Annotated in this window: 20 protein-coding genes; 16 read left to right on the top strand and 4 right to left on the bottom strand. The window is 41.1% G+C overall.

The features are described from left to right. Positions 1-22 precede the first annotated feature (22 nt). The 13 genes from F994_RS08480 (at position 23) to F994_RS08420 (ending at position 11,845) form a co-directional block, all read left to right on the top strand. On the top strand, positions 23-268 hold the full coding sequence (locus F994_RS08480; protein ID WP_004649886.1) for a SlyX family protein: 246 nt from the start codon (positions 23-25) through the stop codon (positions 266-268). A 98-nt stretch (positions 269-366) separates the two neighbouring features. Beyond that, positions 367-1,365 (top strand): hypothetical protein, encoded by a 999-nt coding sequence (locus tag F994_RS08475; RefSeq protein ID WP_004649885.1) that lies wholly within the window; start codon positions 367-369, stop codon positions 1,363-1,365. 70 nt (positions 1,366-1,435) lie between these two features. Beyond that, positions 1,436-1,885 (top strand): ammonium transporter, encoded by a 450-nt coding sequence (locus tag F994_RS08470; RefSeq protein ID WP_004649884.1) that lies wholly within the window; start codon positions 1,436-1,438, stop codon positions 1,883-1,885. Positions 1,886-1,921: 36 nt separating this feature from the next. Next, positions 1,922-4,561 carry a type I DNA topoisomerase gene (gene topA / locus F994_RS08465; RefSeq protein WP_004649883.1) on the top strand — a complete coding sequence of 880 codons (2,640 nt, stop codon included), beginning with the start codon at positions 1,922-1,924 and terminating at the stop codon, positions 4,559-4,561. A gap of 88 nt (positions 4,562-4,649) precedes the next feature. Beyond that, positions 4,650-5,111, top strand: a complete 462-nt coding sequence (locus F994_RS08460; protein WP_004649882.1) for an NUDIX hydrolase — start codon at positions 4,650-4,652, stop codon at positions 5,109-5,111. Between the two features lie 133 nt (positions 5,112-5,244). Beyond that, the gene (locus F994_RS08455; RefSeq protein WP_004649881.1) at positions 5,245-6,003 is read left to right on the top strand and encodes a hypothetical protein; all 759 of its coding nucleotides are present in this window, start codon (positions 5,245-5,247) and stop codon (positions 6,001-6,003) included. Positions 6,004-6,134: 131 nt separating this feature from the next. Next, complete coding sequence (locus F994_RS08450; RefSeq protein WP_004649880.1) at positions 6,135-6,707, top strand: HdeD family acid-resistance protein; 573 nt, start codon at positions 6,135-6,137, stop codon at positions 6,705-6,707. An 82-nt stretch (positions 6,708-6,789) separates the two neighbouring features. After that, the gene (locus tag F994_RS08445) at positions 6,790-7,944 is read left to right on the top strand and encodes a glycerate kinase family protein (RefSeq protein WP_034696983.1); all 1,155 of its coding nucleotides are present in this window, start codon (positions 6,790-6,792) and stop codon (positions 7,942-7,944) included. A gap of 169 nt (positions 7,945-8,113) precedes the next feature. Continuing rightward, the gene (locus tag F994_RS08440; RefSeq protein ID WP_004649878.1) at positions 8,114-10,102 is read left to right on the top strand and encodes an ATP-dependent helicase; all 1,989 of its coding nucleotides are present in this window, start codon (positions 8,114-8,116) and stop codon (positions 10,100-10,102) included. A 96-nt stretch (positions 10,103-10,198) separates the two neighbouring features. Next, positions 10,199-10,477 carry an RNA recognition motif domain-containing protein gene (locus F994_RS08435; protein ID WP_004649876.1) on the top strand — a complete coding sequence of 93 codons (279 nt, stop codon included), beginning with the start codon at positions 10,199-10,201 and terminating at the stop codon, positions 10,475-10,477. Positions 10,478-10,521: 44 nt separating this feature from the next. Continuing rightward, positions 10,522-10,884, top strand: a complete 363-nt coding sequence (locus F994_RS08430) for an ASCH domain-containing protein (RefSeq protein ID WP_004649875.1) — start codon at positions 10,522-10,524, stop codon at positions 10,882-10,884. A 74-nt stretch (positions 10,885-10,958) separates the two neighbouring features. Further along, positions 10,959-11,462: a DUF6586 family protein gene (locus F994_RS08425; RefSeq protein ID WP_004649874.1), complete on the top strand. Its 504-nt coding sequence runs from the start codon at positions 10,959-10,961 to the stop codon at positions 11,460-11,462. 104 nt (positions 11,463-11,566) lie between these two features. Next, positions 11,567-11,845, top strand: a complete 279-nt coding sequence (locus F994_RS08420) for a hypothetical protein (RefSeq protein ID WP_004649873.1) — start codon at positions 11,567-11,569, stop codon at positions 11,843-11,845. Between the two features lie 64 nt (positions 11,846-11,909). Here F994_RS08420 and F994_RS08415 read toward each other — a convergent pair whose 3' ends face one another. The 4 genes from F994_RS08415 to F994_RS08400 all read right to left on the bottom strand — a co-directional run bounded on the left by F994_RS08415 (position 11,910) and on the right by F994_RS08400 (position 15,784). Further along, the gene (locus tag F994_RS08415) at positions 11,910-13,628 is read right to left on the bottom strand and encodes a cation:proton antiporter (RefSeq protein WP_004649872.1); all 1,719 of its coding nucleotides are present in this window, start codon (positions 13,626-13,628) and stop codon (positions 11,910-11,912) included. Between the two features lie 141 nt (positions 13,629-13,769). Next, entirely contained in the window at positions 13,770-13,925 is a 156-nt protein-coding gene (gene rpmG / locus F994_RS08410) for a 50S ribosomal protein L33 (RefSeq protein WP_001205031.1), read from the bottom strand. 12 nt (positions 13,926-13,937) lie between these two features. Beyond that, positions 13,938-14,174: a 50S ribosomal protein L28 gene (rpmB, locus tag F994_RS08405; protein ID WP_004649871.1), complete on the bottom strand. Its 237-nt coding sequence runs from the start codon at positions 14,172-14,174 to the stop codon at positions 13,938-13,940. Between the two features lie 161 nt (positions 14,175-14,335). Further along, on the bottom strand, positions 14,336-15,784 hold the full coding sequence (locus tag F994_RS08400) for a coniferyl aldehyde dehydrogenase (RefSeq protein ID WP_004649870.1): 1,449 nt from the start codon (positions 15,782-15,784) through the stop codon (positions 14,336-14,338). 116 nt (positions 15,785-15,900) lie between these two features. Between F994_RS08400 and F994_RS08395 the strand changes: the two genes are divergently transcribed. From F994_RS08395 to F994_RS08385, 3 genes are all read left to right on the top strand, one after another. Beyond that, positions 15,901-16,602 (top strand): TetR/AcrR family transcriptional regulator, encoded by a 702-nt coding sequence (locus tag F994_RS08395; protein ID WP_004649869.1) that lies wholly within the window; start codon positions 15,901-15,903, stop codon positions 16,600-16,602. Positions 16,603-16,680: 78 nt separating this feature from the next. After that, positions 16,681-17,547: a formyltetrahydrofolate deformylase gene (gene purU, locus F994_RS08390; protein ID WP_004649868.1), complete on the top strand. Its 867-nt coding sequence runs from the start codon at positions 16,681-16,683 to the stop codon at positions 17,545-17,547. Between the two features lie 209 nt (positions 17,548-17,756). Beyond that, positions 17,757-18,533, top strand: a complete 777-nt coding sequence (locus F994_RS08385; RefSeq protein ID WP_004649866.1) for an energy transducer TonB — start codon at positions 17,757-17,759, stop codon at positions 18,531-18,533. Positions 18,534-18,540 lie beyond the last annotated feature (7 nt).

Here is an 18,540-nt window from a genome sequence, read left to right as displayed (position 1 = left end):
AAATCCAAAGTGAGGACTTAAAATGACTAAACAAAAAAATCTTAATGATCAGGCGTCATTGTCCGCACCCTTAGAAGATTTGCAAGTGCGAATTACATTTTTAGATGATTTAGTTGAACAATTGAATGACCAAGTCACGCGTCAAAATGCCGAAATAGCTGATTTAAAGAAACAAATGCAGTTTTTGTATCAACGTATTGAATGTGCAGATTTATCTGATGGGATTGCTGCTTTTGATCCCATGAGTGATCGACCACCGCATTATTGAGTCAATCTTTATCGGTCTTTTTGCTGAATTGATTTGACCTTTTAAGCCAAGCTCGCTCTAATGCGTGCTCAAAGTTTGCTTACTTGTCTATTGAGATTATGTCCAACAAAGTCGTTCTTCTTGATCTTGAAAATAATATGCCAACGGCACAGCTGTTGCGCGACATTATTCAACACTATGCGGTAATTTACCTATTTAACTGCACCGGAAAATTTGAATATTCACTGGAAGATTTAACCGAGTTTTCAAGTTGGGTCAGCAGTGGCCAAGTGGTGATTTTAGAAACCGCAGAGGTCGATCAAAAAGAATTTGAATATGCTGTGGTGGTTGGACAGCTCATTGCCTTGCTCGAACCGGACACGTGTATTGAAGTCATTTCTGCCATGCCCAGCAGTGAAATGTTACTTGAAATGATGCAGTCTTCAGATATGAACTGTAGCCTGATTCACGTTCAGGCTGAGCAATCTTCTTTTAATTCAAAATATAAAATTCCAACTGTCGAGACAATTAAGCAAAAACCGAATCTACTGTTGGTGAAAAAATATTGTGATGTTTTGGGTGGAATGAAAGGAAAACCCAACTCGATTGAGAAACTTAAAAATTCGATCAGTAATATTTTGCAAGTGGCCAGTGAACAAGTCCAGCCTCTGATCGGTTTGTTGATTAACTTAAAAATTGTAAAACGCTATGATGAGCAAATTAGCTTTCGTAAAAAAGTGTTGAAACAATGGATGCAACTTGATTTAGATGCAGTGATGCCCTTAGAAGAAGTGCAAAATACGAGCGAAATTTTGGCTCAGCGGCAACGAGAGTCTGGGTCAGATGACGAGCTAGAACATTCAAATACGCTTCATCATGCACAAAAAGATTTGTTTAAAAATTTCTCGAAAATTGACCCTGTTCAGGTGGTCGTTGCGCGTAAATTACGTGAATTAAAATCAGACAAGCCGAAAGATATTTATGCTTTACGGGATTTGTTAGAACAAATTTTCCCAAAATCGGATGTTCGATTGTTGCTTAAAGAATTGATTGAGAAAGGATATATTTATTGGGATGGCAGTGAAGTACTGTATAGCCATGAAATGTTCCTCAATTAATTTCATCGCTGAAACTTGCGTTTTATATTCAGCTTATGCAACTCTAATAAAGGAATAACAAGGTTGTACTATGGAAAATACGGGTATTTGGGTAATTGGCTTCATTATTCTTTTTGTTTTAGGCTCTATTTTGGGTCTTCGCGTCAGTCCGCGAGAAAAAGCATTGGGAATGATGCGTGAGAAAGCGCGCAAGATGGGGTTGCATCCACGTTTAGTGGCGGCTCCCGATTGGACTAAAATTCCAATGGCCTCCTCAAGCCGTGCCAGTATGGTTGCCTATTACAGTGTTTTAATTCCGGATGCTCGTTTGCCCCTAATGCGTGCACGTGTTGAAGATCAACAGCTCAAAGTGGTGCAGGGGAATGATAAGTTTAACGCTTTACCCATTGCATTAAAGGGCATTTATGCTATTGATATGCAGGCAAACTGTGTAGGACTCTATTGGGATGAAGAATCTGACCTTCGAGCAACACAGTTAGATGACATTAAAACTTATTTACAGTCTTTGGCTGAATTTTAATTTATATACCTATTTAAACAGGAATGACGGTTGACTATGGCGAACGCTCCTCGGTCCACATCCAAAAGCACCACAGCAAAATCACCGAGTGCTGCGAAAAAACGTGCCTTAGTGATTGTGGAGTCGCCTGCAAAAGCGAAAACAATCAATAAATATCTTGGTCCAGATTACATTGTAAAATCATCAGTCGGGCATGTCCGTGACCTACCTACGGGTGGTTCTAAAAGTACAGAAAAAAAACCTGTATCACGCGTTAAACTGACCGATGAACAGAAAGCTGAAAAATCACAAATGGCCTTGGTCAATCGTATGGGTGTAGACCCTGAACACGATTGGAAAGCGCATTATGAGGTGCTTCCGGGTAAGGAACATGTAGTTGCGGAACTGAAAAAACTGGCATCGCAAGTCGATGAAGTCTATCTCGCAACGGATATGGACCGTGAAGGGGAAGCGATTGCTTGGCATTTAAAAGAAGTGATTGGTGGTGATGATTCACGTTATCAACGTGTGGTCTTTAACGAAATTACCAAAAATGCCATTCAAGAAGCCTTTAAGCATCCCTCACGTTTAGATATCGACAAAGTTAATGCCCAACAAGCACGTCGCTTCTTAGACCGTATTGTGGGCTTTATGATTTCGCCATTGCTGTGGGAAAAAATTGCCCGCGGTTTATCGGCAGGTCGTGTACAGTCGGTTGCGGTGAAATTGGTGGTTGAGCGTGAACGTGAAATTCGTGCCTTTATTCCTGAAGAATATTGGCAGGTTTTTGCAGACACCAAATCGAAAAAAGACGACATTCGTTTAGAAGCAGTGAAACAAGGTGGTAAAACCTTAAAACTGCAAAATAAAGCCCAAACCGATGCTTTATTAAAAATTCTCAATGATGCGGAATATAAAGTTTCTGTTCGTGAAGATAAACCCACCAAGGTTAATCCAAGCGCGCCGTATATCACCTCGACTTTGCAACAAGCGGCCAGCACGCGTTTAGGTTTTTCTGTCAAGAAAACCATGACCATGGCACAGCGTTTGTATGAAGCGGGTTTTATTACCTATATGCGTACTGACTCGACCTTCTTAAGTGATGATGCGGTCAGTATGGTCCGTGATCATATTGAAGCTGAGTTTGGGGCAAAATATTTGCCTGCGAAACCGAATAAATATGGCAATAAAGCCGGTGCACAAGAAGCCCATGAAGCGATTCGTCCATCCAATGTTGCGCTAAAAGGCGATAGCCTTGTGGGTGTCGATCGTGATGCACAGCGTTTGTATGACTTGATTTGGCGTCAATTTGTGGCATGTCAAATGACCTCTGCGGAATATTTATCTTCTACGATTTTGGTCGATGCCAATGGGGTAGAACTTAAAGCCAAAGGTCGTACCTTGGTGTTTGATGGTTTCACCAAAGTACGTGGTGCCAACAAAGCCGATGATGATGTGTTATTGCCTGCGGTTAAAGTCGGTGAAATTCTTAAACTTGAGAAACTTGATCCATCTCAGCACTTTACTAAACCGCCTGCACGTTTCACTGAAGCGTCATTGGTCAAAGAACTTGAGAAGAAAGGCATTGGCCGTCCTTCAACCTATGCGGCAATTATCTCCACCATTCAAGATCGTGGTTATGTGAAGTTGGATAACCGTCGTCTCTTTGCCGAGAAGATGGGCGAAATCGTGACCGATCGTCTTGATGAAAACTTCAATAACTTGATGAATTACGCGTTTACCGCTGATCTTGAAGGTCAGCTGGATAAAGTTGCGGATGGTGAGCGGAATTGGAAAGAGTTACTGGATAATTTCTACGGTGACTTTAAAAAACGTTTAACCACTGCACAAGGTGAAAACGGTATGCGCCGTAATCAGCCTGTGGAAGTGGATGCGGTGCATTGTAAAGAATGCGACCGTCCGATGCAGATTCGTACGGGAACAACGGGTGTATTCTTGGGTTGTTCTGGCTATAACTTGCCACCGAAAGAACGTTGCAAAGGTACATTGAATTTGACGCCTGTTGAGTCGCTAGCGGTGTTGTCGGATGATGACAGTGCAGAAACAGCCGATTTGATGTCGAAAAAACGCTGCCCAATTTGCGAAACGGCAATGGACAGTTATGTGATTGATGGTGGTCGTAAATTGCATATCTGTGGTAATAACCCAGATTGTGAAGGTTTTGAACTTGAAGAAGGTGAGTTCAAAATTAAAGGTTACGATGGTCCAAGCATTCCATGTGACAAATGTGACGGTGAAATGCAATTGAAGACCGGTCGTTTTGGACCCTACTTTGCTTGTACCAGCTGTGACAACACACGTAAAGTCCTGAAAAGTGGTCAGCCTGCACCACCGCGTGTCGATCCAATTAAAATGGAACACTTACGCTCAACCAAGCATGATGACTTCTTTGTACTTCGTGATGGCGCGGCAGGTTTGTTCTTGGCAGCAAGCAAATTCCCGAAAGTACGTGAAACACGTGCACCGAAAGTAGCAGAACTGCGCTCAGTTGCAGATCAGCTTGATCCGAAATATCAATTCATTTTACAAGCACCTGATGTTGACCCTGAAGGGAATCCTACCTTGGTGAAATTTAGCCGTAAAAATCAAGTGCAATATATTGGTTCTGAAAATGCTGAAGGTAAACAGACCAAATGGAGTCTGGTCTACCAAGATGGAAAATGGGTTGAAGCTTAATACTTCATTAAGTCAAAAATGCTAACTTCGGTTAGCATTTTTATTTCTAATTTTAAAAGTTCAAATGACCTTTTTTAAAGGAATGAATATGATTCCAATTCGCTCAATCATTGTCTCAGGGGTTGCCTTATCCAAAATAAATGGCGAGATAAAAATATTGCTCATGAAAAGGAATAAAGGTGGTTTTTGGTGCCATGTTGCAGGAAAAGTTGAAGTAGGTGAAAAGGGCTGGCAAGCCATTATCAGAGAATTTCATGAAGAAACAGCCATCGAGGTTCAACAATTATACAGTGCGGATTATTTGGAACAATTTTATGAAGCAGAGCTCAATGTCATTGAACTCATTCCAGCATTTGTGGTGTATTGTGAGGAAAATCAAAAAATAACCCTCAATGAAGAGCATTCAGAATATATGTGGTGTACTTTAGATGAAGCTGTAGAAAAGGTTAATTTTGATGGACAGAGAAAATTGTACCAATATGTCTGGAACAATTTTGTTAAAAGACCACCCTTTGAATTATTAAAAATAGATATACAGCGGCTTTCATAAATTCTCTTTATGCATCTTGTATTTTGATTGAAATAAGCATCAGTCTTATCTAAAGAGAAAAATAAATAGACTGCCACTGGTGATAAAAGAAACCAATGAATTAGATACTCATTTTGGGGATGGATTTTGCTTTATGTGGAAAAATATTCGAATTTTATGTTTGTTGATCGTTTTACTGATTGTCGCAGTCAATGCGTACCGTGACCAGAATCAGGATTGGAATAAACCCATCATTGTTTTATTACATCCTGTGAATGCGGATGGACAAGGGGCGACGCAACAATATATTCAGCAATTGTCAGTAAATGACCTGAGTGATGTACAAGAATATTTGAAACAAATGTCGACTCAGTACCGTAGGCAACCGATTTCGATTTATTTCCAAATGGGACGTGAGCTTAAACAGCGGCCCCCAAAAGTGCCTGAAAATGCAACGATGCTCGATAGTATTTTATGGAGTTTAAAATTCCGTTTTTATGCATGGAAGCAGCATGAAAGTAGCGATGGTTCACCCAGTGTAACGTTATTTTTAAATTATTATGATCCCAAACAAAGCAAAGAATTAAAGCATTCCACTGCTTTGCAAAATGGACGAATTGGTTCGGTCAATTTATTTGCGTCAAAAAAACAAGCAGAGCAAAACAAAGTCGTCTTGGTACATGAGTTATTACATGCCTTTGGTGCGACCGATAAATATGATTTAGCAACAGGAGTGCCACTGTACCCCATTGGCTATGCATATCCAAATCAGCAGCCGTTATTTCCACAAGCCAAAGCTGAACTTATGGCAGGGCATATTCCTGTGTCTGTAGACAAAAGCAAAATGCCAGATCATTTAGGACAGACGTTGATTAATGAAATCACGGCAATAGAGCTGGGTTGGCAAAAATAATCTAGATAATGCTGAATTTATCCACAGTTTTGAAAAAGTGCTGTGGGTAAAAGATGCAGATTTTAAACAGACAACAGTTTGAAAATAGTCAACAATAAATTTATTCCTAAACAAAAGACTTGAGAATAAGCATGAAAACAGTAGGAAATGATTTAGTTCGACATCAGCTGCATGAAAATCGAAAGTGGTATTTGGGTCTGGGAATTTTACTGACCTTGTTTGGCATTGTATTGTTGGCATCTTTACCTTTTGCAACGCTCTCGGCAGTATTTTTGTTTGGTGCGTTGATGATGATCGGGGGAATTATTCATTTCATTGCAGCATTCAAAATTTTTGATGGTGGCTTTCGTTGGTTGTGGGCATTGTTTGGCGTGTTGTATTTAGTCGCAGGATATTATGCGTTTACCACACCAGTCAAAACAGCCATTGTCCTGACCAATATTTTGGCCATTATTTTGATTGTCGCAGGCGTGATTCGTCTTTTTAATGCTTTTATTTTTCGTGCATTTCAGGGCTGGGGTTGGACGTTGTTTTCAGGTATTTTAACCTTGCTGACAGGGATTATTATTTTGATGTCACCAGAGGCACCTTTCTGGGTACTGGGTTTATTCCTTGCCGTGGATATTTTATTTCAGGGTATCAACTATTTGACTTTGGCTTCGTATATTAAAAGAGAAGTCCCGAAAAGTTCCGCAGATGTTTAACTCAAATTCGACCAAAGAGCGCTATATGCGCTCTTTTTTATTGCTTATGATAGAGGGAAATCCAACTACACAATTATGTCTTATGGCTAAAACCTTTGTTCTTGCACCAGATTCGTTTAAAGAAAGCCTGAGCGCTGAACAGGCTTGTCAGGCGATGCAGTATGGTATTGAAAAAGTATTTACTGATGCGACCTTTATTCATGTGCCGATGGCAGATGGTGGTGAAGGCACCGTGGATGCCTTAGTGGCCGCATTGGCGGGACAACAGATTTTCTGTGAAGTCACGGGGCCGTTACCGACACAAAAAGTTCAAACGTATTTTGGCTTGCTGGATGATGCTCAAACAGCTGTGATTGAAATGGCAAAAGCCAATGGAATTCATCTGCTGGAAAAATCACAGCGCAATCCTTTATTGACCACAACATTGGGAACGGGGGAGATGATTAAAGTTGCTTTAGATTATGGCGTTGCTAAAATCATCATTGGTTTAGGCGGTAGTGTTACCAATGACGCAGGTGCTGGCATGGCGCAAGCCTTAGGGGCAAAGTTTTATGATATCTATGGTGGTGAAGTTGCTGTCGGTGGTGGGCAACTGACACAAATTCATCGGATTGATCTTTCTGCTTTAGATGCTCGTTTAAAGCAGGTTGAAATCATGATTGCCAGTGATGTGAATAATCCTTTATGTGGTGAACAGGGTGCATCGTCTGTGTTTGGAGCGCAGAAAGGGGCAACACCTGACATGGTGAAACAGTTGGATCAAAACCTCAGTCATTTTGCTGATTTGGTTGAGCAGCAATATGGACTGGATATTCGAAATGTCGCAGGTGCGGGCGCAGCCGGTGGTTTAGGTTTTGCTCTTATGGCATTTGCCGGAGCAAAGATACGTTCAGGCGTGGAACTGGTAATTGAGCAAACCCAATTGGCTGAGAAAATTGCTCAAGCAGACTATGTCTTTACCGGTGAAGGTGGCATTGATTTTCAAACCAAATTTGGTAAAACACCATTTGGTGTGGCACAAGTGGCAAAGCGACTGAATAAACCTGTGATTGCTTGTGCAGGCTATGTGGGTGAGGGCATAGAGGAACTCTACGTAGAAGGTTTTACTGCGATTTTTGGTATTATGGATGGTGCCTGTGATTTGCAAACAGCTTTGGACAATGCTGAGAAGAATTTGCAAAGAACCTGTCAGAACGTGGCTAGACTTTTATCTGCTCAGCAGCCGAATCTTTCATGAGCTTAAACATTTGATTGGATTTAAGTTGCATGTGTAGATGGCGTCCATGCGACCTTGTTAATGATTGAATCTATGTGGTGTGAGATCTTCAGGCAATCAGGCTTTACTCAGCTTTTACAAAAGCGCTTATGCTACTATCGCACTTTTAAAATCTGAGATTTGAAATCGTATGTCACTCGCACAGCTCATTGATGAGTTAAACCCTCAACAAAAGCAAGCAGCAACAACCGAGACCAAACATAGCTTGGTGCTTGCAGGGGCAGGCTGTGGTAAGACCAAAACGATAGTGGCACGTGCAGCCTATCTGATTGATCAAGGTGTGCCAGCCAATCAAATCCAAATTCTCACCTTTACTCGCCGTTCAGCCAGTGAAATTGTTGCACGTGTCGAATTGGCTTTGGGCGAGCAAGCTAAAGGCTTACGTGCATCGACGTTTCATACCTTTTGTATGTATTTATTGCGCCGTATTCCTCAAGCATTTGGTTTGGAACAATTCACGATTATTGACCGTGATGACCAAATTATGATGTTTCGTTTAATTCGCGGTAAAGATGATAAAAACAACCCGAATCAACTGCCAAAACCAAAAGAACTTTGTGATCTGTATTCTTTTGCCCGTAATACCCGTCAAAAACTCAGCCTAGCGTTAGAAAAACAGCATCCTGAACATATCGTGTTTAAAGATCAAATTGCCGCAATTATGCAAGAGTACGAAGCACGAAAACGGGCACGTAGCTTCTTGGATTATGATGATATTTTGGCGATTGTGGCTTCGGCTTTAGAGCAATCTGAAGGCTTGGTTGACTATGTCTCTTCCATTTGCCAACACATGTTGGTCGATGAAATGCAGGATACCAATCCACTGCAATGGGCTTTGCTTGAGCCACTCAAAGATAAAGTAAGTTTGTTTTGTGTGGGCGATGATGCGCAATCGATTTACGGTTTCCGTGGTGCCGATTTTGAAAATATTCACCATTTTAAAGAGCGTGTGCCTGATGCGCAGATTTTTAAATTGGAACAAAATTACCGCTCGACCCAAGAAATTTTAGACTTGTCGAATTGGTTGCTGGATCAAAGTGAAATCAAATATGACAAACGCTTAGATGCACATCGAGGTGAAGGCGTTAAGCCGAAAATGCACATTTTCCCCAATGAATTTGATGAAGCAAAATGGATTGCGATTGACATCAAAGAGCGTCATTACTTAGCTGGAAATGCATGGCGTGACCATATGGTATTGGTGCGTTCAAGTTTTGCCGCACGTCATATCGAAGCCGCCTGTATTCAAGCCAATGTGCCGTATCGTTTTATTGGTGGCATGAAGTTACTTGAAACTGCACATGTGAAGGATTTATTAAGTCTATTACGTGTGATTGCCAATCCTTTGGATGATATTGCATGGATGCGCTTCTTGACGCTGTGGAATGGCGTGGGTGATGTGGGCGCAAGTCGTTTAGCACAACAACTTTTGCAACAAGCCGATATGGATGGCATTTTTGAAAAGTTGGAAAAATTTGCTCGGATTCCCGCACAGACGTTACTGATCATGAAGCAAATGAATGTTTTGCGCCATGAAGTCAAAGAGTCGGTCAGTCTCGGCATTCAAGCCATTGAAGCGCAGCTTGCTGAAAATTATAAAAAGGACTGGAATCGCCGTCAGGGTGATTTTGAGTTAGTGAAACAATTGGCGTCGAAACATTCACAGCTCAGTGAATTTTTAGAAGAATATGTACTTGATCCAGTGTCGATTAGTGAAATTGAACGCCAGTCAGAAGATGACGTGGTCACACTAATCACCATTCACTCTGCCAAAGGCACAGAACAGAAGATTTGTTATGTGGCCAATGTTACTGCGGGACAATATCCACATGCACGTGCGCAAGGCAGTTTTGATGATGTGGAAGAAGAGCGCCGTGTACTTTATGTGGCATTGACCCGTGCACAAAATGAATTGATTTTGACCAAGCAGAGTTTAAACCTTTGGGCACGTGATCAGGTCGATGAACAGGGTCGTAAAGTGGAAAGTTATTTTCTCAATGATTTAACCCGCAATTTATGCACCATGGAAACCCATCATAAAACCCGTCAACAAACGGTAAAAAGTGCTTTAATCGAACGCCAATCGATTAATTTAGATTTTGGCATTAATCTCGATTAAACTATCACAATTGCGTTATTTTGTTTTTATTGCGAAGTTCAAAAAGTCGAGTAGGCGAGTGCTTTTTGATGATTTTGCCTATTTAAAGGTTGTGAGATGAAAATTTTAGTTCGTAATTTAGAACGTACAGTAACAGAAGCTGAATTACTGAAGCTATTTCAAGAATTTGGTACTGTGAATGCGTGTAATTTGGTTTTAGACCCTGCAACAGGTAAATCTAAAGGTTTTGCCTTTGTTGATATGCCACATGGTCGTGAAGCCGTGAGAGCGATTAAAGGCTTAAATACGCTTCGTTTGCACGGACACGGTATTCGTGTAAAACAGGCCGAAAATAAGCCTGAAGCAAAAGCTGAAGTGAAGTCAGACGCAAAATAAAGATAAAAAAGGAGCGATGGCTCCTTTTTTATGGGTAAATGAAAATGAAAAGAAAATTTTCAGCACTCTCCATTGTGGCACCCAATGCTATGCGCATCGCACAGGGCACGAAAACTTTAGAGGTTCGCTCATGGCAACCTGAGCACCTGCCTTTAAAAGATTTATTGATTGTCGAAAATAAAACCTTTTTAAACCATACTGGTGCTGAAGAACTGGGTGTTGCGGTGGCGTTGGTCGATGTCGAATCAGTTCGCATCTGGCAACCTGATGAAGTTGAAGCCGCATGTGCACGTTATTGGGCAGCAGGTTATTTTGCTTGGCAACTGAGTCATGTTCGCCCCATCAAGAATCAGGTTGAAGTGCCTGCAAAGCGGAAAATCTATTTAATTGAAATGGATCATGCATAATTTTTATTGTGAATTGATGCAAATAAAGTTTAATCTTAGCTGTGTAAAAAACGTCAAAATTTAGGAATATCATTATGTCTCGTGTTGCTCGTTTCCATGCTGACCGTACCAATCAAAAACTGTATTTTGCACGTCTTTCATGTCAGCAAGCAGAGCAAATCGAACATATTCAACAAGTACAGGCACATCGTGAAGCTGCCGTCTTTCACTTGCATGGAGCGGTGTTGGCTTTTTTACAAGAATTGGTTCGTTATTATCGTTTAAATGATTTTGCACCGACTTTAAAGTCCATTGAAGAGCATATGGCCGCAAAGGGACAAGTTTCTCCAGAAGTGACAGTCATGCAGCAATTGGCAAAACACGGTTTTATTGCAGAATTAAAGCGTGCATATCGTATGTGTCAATATGCACCTGAACCGAGTGCGCCAGAACCAGAAAATGAAACATCATCAAATTTAATTATTAAAGTGACGCAAACGCCGCAAGCATGGCTGCCTGATACCAAAATTTTACGTGAATGGCACCGTGATTTAACCCAGCTGATTGATGGTTTTCGTAACGAAATGGTTGAGTTTTAATCTTTGCGATCTACTCTTGAAGTTTTTAGCATTGACCTTATATAAATAGTCTACGTAATGCAAAGTGCAACAGCCTTTGCCACCATGTTGAACATGGAGGATATATGTCTATAGAACAGTTGAAAGAATTATTTGGTAATCAAGAAGCGATTTTAGAATTGGTTCAACTTGAAGGTGGCGAGTTGGCATTGCGAAATGCAGGCTCTGAAAAAGAACCCTTAGTTAAAATTCAGTTTAATGATGAAGTGAAGATGCTGTTGGGCGATCAGATGCCAGTGATTGCACAACATATGGTGCAAGCTGCTTTATATGCTTTGATGGAAAAGCAAGTCAATGAATTACATGCAGAAATAGTGGATGAACAACCTCAGTATTTGAGTTGATTTTTTCCTATAAAAAACGCACCAATGAGTGCGTTTTTTATTACAAAATTTTTATCACAAAAATCTAATGTGTCGGATCTTGATGATGCGCAATCTGGATTTGATTGAGAATATGATTGGTCATATTTTTTGCCATTTCCTCTTTGGCAAAATACACCTCACCAATCGCCTCACGACGAATCACTTCCGCTTCCTCCTTGCTTTCAGCACAGACCAGCACCTGAATTTGCGGATTCAAGGTTTTGGCAATATCGACAATTTTATGAATATCTAAAATATCCATAGGTGAGAGCACCAGCAAACGCGCATGTTGAATATGCGCCTGAATCAGTACGCCTGCTTCTGTGGCATGACCCGAAACGGCGGCAATGCCTTTCTCACGTAAATTTTCGACAATTTCGCGGTTTTCTTCCGCAATCACCACTTTAATGCCATCTTGCATTAAGGCACGTGTAATACGACGCCCCACTTCACCGTGACCGACAATGACCACTTGATCGCGTAAATATTCTTGAGAGACTTCATCGGGCAGCATAGAGAGTGGATCACCACTACGTTCGAGTAAGCGTGCCAAGTGTGAGCGCTCTCGAATCCAGTTTTGAATGGGTTCGATCGCAGAAAACACAAAAGAATTTAAGGTGATTGAGATCAGTGCACCAGCAAGAATTAGATTTTGACCTTCCAGTGATAAGAGGTGTAGAGACACACCCAAGGTCGCCAAAATAAAGGAGAACTCACCAATTTGTGCCAGACTGGCACCTACAGTTAAGGCGGTATTGATTGGGTAGCGGAAGAACAACACCAATGCCATGGCCGCAATGGTTTTACCAATCATAATAATCCCAACCACAGCAAGTACATGCAGCGGTTGTTCAAGCAAAATTCTTGGGTCGAACAACATGCCGACTGAAACAAAGAATAGAATGGAGAAAATTTCACGTAGGGGTAAGGTTTCTTCTTCAGCACGGTGACTAAAGTCCGACTCTTTGACCACCATCCCGGCAAAGAAGGCACCGAGTGCCATGGATACGCCAAAAACTTTATAGGCACCAAAAGCAATGGAGACCGCGGCAGCAACGACAGTGAGGGTAAAGAGTTCACGCGAACCTAGGCGCGCGACAATTTGCATAATAAAGGGCACTAAGCGTTTGCCAATAATCAACATAAAGGCAATAAAACCCGCAACTTTAAGCAAGGTAATGGCTAAGGTCATCCAGATATTTGCAGTAGGATCAGATCCTGCAATTGGGGTGCCGCCCAGTAAAACGGCTGTGGCAGGCAGGAGAACCAAGACCAGAACCATCACCAAGTCTTCAACCAATAACCAGCCTACGGCAATTTTCCCGTTGACGGAATTGAGTAAACCCCGGTCTCCTAAGGCTTTGAGTAAAACCACAGTACTGGCACAAGAAAGACTTAAACCAAAGACCAAGGCAGAACCAAAACTCCAGCCCCACATCATGGAAATGCCTATTCCCAGTAAGGTTGCTACAGCAATTTGTAAAATTGCTCCGGGTAGTGCAATGCGACGTACCTGCATCAAATCACTTAAGGAGAAATGCATACCCACACCAAACATAAGGAACATGACCCCAAGTTCAGCCAATTGGTTGGCAAGATGCATGTCGGCGACGATACCGGGTGTATTTGGACTCAGAATAATACCGGCAATCAGATAGCCAATCAGGGGAGGGAGGCGTATACGAGCGGCAATATAGCCAAAAACAAGCGCAAGTCCAAAGCCAACGGCCAATAATATAATGAGATCTATGTCATGAGGCACTAAAAACTCCTTAAGCCTACGTTAAGGGTAAAAAGGATAAGCACAAAAAATGCCAAAAGATTATTTTAAAGTTTATCAAGTGGGGCAAAAAAAATGCAAAAAAAAACGACCCAAAAGGTCGTTTTTTTAAAAAAGCAAAAATTATTTAATTTTAGCTTCTTTGAAAATTACGTGTTGACGGATTTTTGGATCAAATTTTTTGATTTCCATTTTTTCCGGCATAGTACGTTTGTTCTTAGTAGTGGTATAGAAATAACCTGTACCAGCTGAAGAAACTAGACGAATTTTATCACGCATGGTTCAGACTCCTTAGATCTTTTGACCTTGAGCACGAAGGTCAGCAACAACCTTTTCGATACCCAATTTGTCGATAATACGCATACCTTTAGTGGTTAAACGAAGACGTACAAAACGTTTTTCGCTTTCTAACCAGAAACGGTGGTGATGCAGGTTCGGCTCGAACCGGCGTTTGGTTTTGTTGTTTGCGTGCGATACGTTGTTACCAACGATTGGACGCTTGCCGGTAACTTGGCAAACCTTAGACATGGTGAACTCCATTGCTAGACAGCACCGATTGTGCGCTAGTCATTAAAAGTAAACGGATGAAATCATTCAAGGGGCGTTTTATACCAAAAATACGCTTAAAAGACAAGCGAATTTAATAAAAACGCAGCATGATTATGTGTGATAGATCATGCCTTGATCAGTTATCGAAGAAGGGTCTTTGAAATTAGTCGATGAATCGGCTTGTTAAACGGTGGAAGAATAAATTTTAAGCTATACAGCTTAGGATTAGACATCACTGACCGTTCATGTGACAAACTGAAGAAACCTTCTGGACCATGATATTTCCCCATACCTGAAGCACCGACCCCACCAAAAGGTAAGTCATCTTGTGCAACATGGGTCAAAACCGTGTTTTGTCCGAAATGCCCTGAATGGGTACGCTGTGCGACATAATCAGCACGCGCTTGATCAAAGTCGAAGTAGTATAATGCAAGTGGACGAGGACGGCTATTAATAAACTCAATAACATCGTCAATTTGATCATATTCTAGAATAGGTAGAATCGGGCCAAAAATTTCTTCTTTCATAATCTGCATGTCTGTGGTTACGCCTGTCAGTAACGTTGGCGCAATTTTCCGAACTAAGCTTAAGTTTTCATGTGCAGGATTAATTTCAATAATTTTAGCACCCTGATTGCGGGCATCTTCTAAATAACCTTGTAGGCGATTGTATTGTTTGTCATTGATAATAGAGGTGTAGTCTTGATTATATTCAATATTGGGATACATCTCTGCGACACAGGCACTATAGTGTTCAATAAATTCAGCCGTTTTGCCTTTTGGGAGGAACATATAGTCGGGTGCAACACAGGTTTGCCCTGAATTCCATAATTTACCCGCAGCCAGACGTTGTGCGACATCTTGTAAATCGATAGAGGGATGAACCAATACCGGTGATTTTCCACCAAGCTCTAAAATAACAGGCACTAGATTTTGTGCTGCTGCGGCCATGACCGTTTTGCCAATTTCGGTGGAACCAGTGAAAATAATTTTATCGAAGGCTAAATGGCTAAAAGCATCGGAAATTTTCCCACCACCATTGATGACTGCGACCAATTCAATCGGAAATGCTTCATTGAGCGCTTTTTCAAGCACCTGACCAAACTCGCTCGATGCACTTGAGATTTTGATCATGGCATGGTTACCAGCCGCAATGGCACAAATAAGCGGGCCAATAGACAACAATAAAGGATAGTTCCAAGGGGTAATAATGCCTACAACACCTAAAGGTTGATATTGCACCCAAGCTTTTGCCGGTTGATGAATAATTCCAACATGGCGTTTCGAAGGTTTCATCCAATGGGTCAAATGCTTGCTATAATACTTAATATGTTCAAGACAGGTGAGCAGTTCCCCGATTTTGGTTTCACCAATGGAACGGTTACCATAGTCTTGATTAATTGCTTCAGCAAATTGATCTTGATACTTAACTAAGATACGCTTTAGACGTGCTAAACGATCAATGCGTTCTTTTGCTGTTGCTAAAGGATGGCGTTGATAGGCATATTTTTGTTGTTCTAGCACATCATGTAAGTGCTGAATATCAGAAGAATGTGGTGTCATTGAAGTTGTTTTTGTTTGACTGTTCATGACCGATTACCATTAAATAAAAAGCGATTAATTTATTTTTTAGAGTAAAAGCTCTAAATAGTCAAGTTACTTTATGTGTTAGCTAGCTAACCTATTGAATGAATGGTTACTTTAGGATGTCTCACTCCAAAACGGTGAAAACCAAAGAACGTATTTTACAGCTCAGCTTACAGTTATTTAATGAGCGCGGTGAGCGTTCTGTGACAACAAATCATATTGCAGCTGAACTGAATATGAGTCCGGGTAATTTGTATTACCACTTTCGTAATAAAAATGAAATTATCAAAGAGTTGATGGAGCAGTATCAAAAAGAAACTTTGGAAATGCTTGCATTACCAGATGATCGCTTGCTTGATGCCAATGATAAGATTCGTTATTTTCAAGTGCTGAGCAGTCAGCTTTGGGCTTATCGTTTTCTGCATCGTGATGTTTATCATTTGGTTGAAAATAATGAAGATTTTCGCAAGATGTATCCACGGTTTGCCGGTCAGGTGATGCAGCAGGGGCAGAAAATTTATAAAGCCTTTGTCAATGCCGGATTAATGCAAATGACGGACTCGGAAATTGAGGCCCTCATTATTAACTTGTGGATTGTTTTGACCAACTGGACCAACTTCTTATATATGTCGGGTCATATTACCGATTCAAATACTTTAGAAGAAAAGTGGGTTTGGCAGGCCTTACGTCAAATGGTGTTCCTAGAAGGGGCGTATTTGCGTGGTGAAAGTCGTCAAACTTATGAACATTTGCTGGAAACGCTAGGGCCTTCAGAACTTTTTGAGAGTTTATCCTCAAGCAAAAATCACGATGCTCCATAGCCTATTTAGAAAGCCTTAAAAAAGCGTTAGAATGCTCGGCTTGTTTTTCAATTTAACTGATTAGTGATATAAACCAACATGAATATGACCACTGCTAACACAGCACGTTTACTGATTACTTGCGAGGACAAACCAGGGATCGTGCAAGCTGTATCGAGTTTTTTGTATCATCAAGGCGCAAATATTACCGCACTTGATCAATACGCGACTGAAGCTCAGGGCGGGCGTTATTTTATGCGTGTTGAGTTTGAACTGGATAACTTGCAAAGCCGTAAAGAAAGTTTAACCCACACTTTTGCCAGCAATGTTGCCGAGCGTTATAACATGCATTGGCGTTTGGCGTTGGTGAGTGATGTTAAAAAAGTTGGCGTTTTAGTTTCTAAAGTCGATCATGCTTTGCTTGAGCTGTTGTGGCGTCATGCGCGTGGCGGTTTACCGTGTGAAATTACCACTGTGGTTTCAAATCACGAAGATTTACGTGAATCAGTTGAAAATTTTGGTATTCCTTTTGTCGTTGTCCCTGTAAATAAGGACAATAAAGAAGAAGCTTACGCAAAAATTGATGAGATCATGCAGGGCAACGACTTACTTGTGCTTGCGCGTTATATGCAAATCTTAAGTGAAAGCTTTGTTTCTAAATGGGAAATGAAGATTATTAATATCCATCATTCATTTTTACCCGCCTTTGTCGGTGCCAACCCGTATAAGCAAGCCTATGAAAAAGGGGTGAAACTGATTGGGGCAACAGCACATTATGTGACGGCTGATCTGGATCAAGGTCCAATCATTGAGCAAGATGTAGAACGGGTCAATCACGATTTTACCGTTGATCAATTACGTGAACTTGGACAGGATGTCGAGCGCAATGTTTTGGCGCGTGCGGTGAAATGGCATCTTGAAGATCGTATTATTGTGGATGGTAATAAGACGGTTGTTTTCCAATAATTTTTTTAAAATGATCAATTCAAAAGGTATGCTTTAGGCATGCCTTTTTTGTTTTTGATTCAAAAAACTCATTAAAACTTTCCAATTAATAGTTGCAAATGAAAACACTTCTCATTTATTATTGGGCTACTTTAATTGTACTAACCGATGAGTTTGATTGTTTAAGTCTTTATTGATCGACAATCGCTTGAATTAGGTAACTGATTTTAATGAGTCAATCTTCTGCTCTACATATGCAAACTCCCAATCCGATTAAAAAGAAAATTATCACCGCACTTATTGCTGTGGTGGTCGGTCATATGGGCGTTTTATGGGCGGTGGGGCAAATGAAGACCCCGGAACTCAAATCGATTGAGAAAGAACCCTTAAAAGTTCGTTTTGTTAAAATTCAAGAGCCACCAAAAGAATTACCTCCAAAGCCTAAAGCTGAACCGAAAAAAGAGAAGCCGAAGCCTAAAGAAGTAAAACAAGTTAAAATTGTAGAAAAACAACTTCCTCCACCGCCGAAAAAGGTCGAGAAAGTTCAACAAGTTAAAAAAGCAGAAACAGCAAAACCAGTTGTGAAACCCGTTGAGGCGAAACCAACCCCATCTCCAGTTGTAACGACCACTGTTTCTGAAACAAAAGTGATTAAATCTGCACCAGCGCCTGCACCTGTTGCACCCCCAGCGCCATCAACACCGCCTTCCCCGAAAAGTGTATCGATTGGTGACTCTGGTGCACAGTGGAGTCGTACGCCTAAACCGTTATATTTCGATAAAGACTTAGACGGTCAAACGCGTACAGCCATGGTGTATCTAGAAGCGAATGAAAAAGGAGCGATTACTTTGGTACGTATCGTACGCTCAACGGGTCTTCCAGCTTTAGATGAAAAGATTTTACGCGCAGTGCGTAGTTCCAAATTCAAACCGTACAAAGAAAATGGCGTGGCTTCTCCAATTAAGACTAACCTACCATTTGAATTGGCATTCAATCCACGCGGCTAACATTTAT

Origin of the sequence: Acinetobacter bohemicus ANC 3994 (assembly GCF_000367925.1) — a bacterium.
In the GTDB taxonomy this organism is placed as follows: domain Bacteria; phylum Pseudomonadota; class Gammaproteobacteria; order Pseudomonadales; family Moraxellaceae; genus Acinetobacter; species Acinetobacter bohemicus.
Note: the sequence above shows the minus strand (reverse complement) of the source record. Positions and strands in the feature narration are given on the sequence as shown.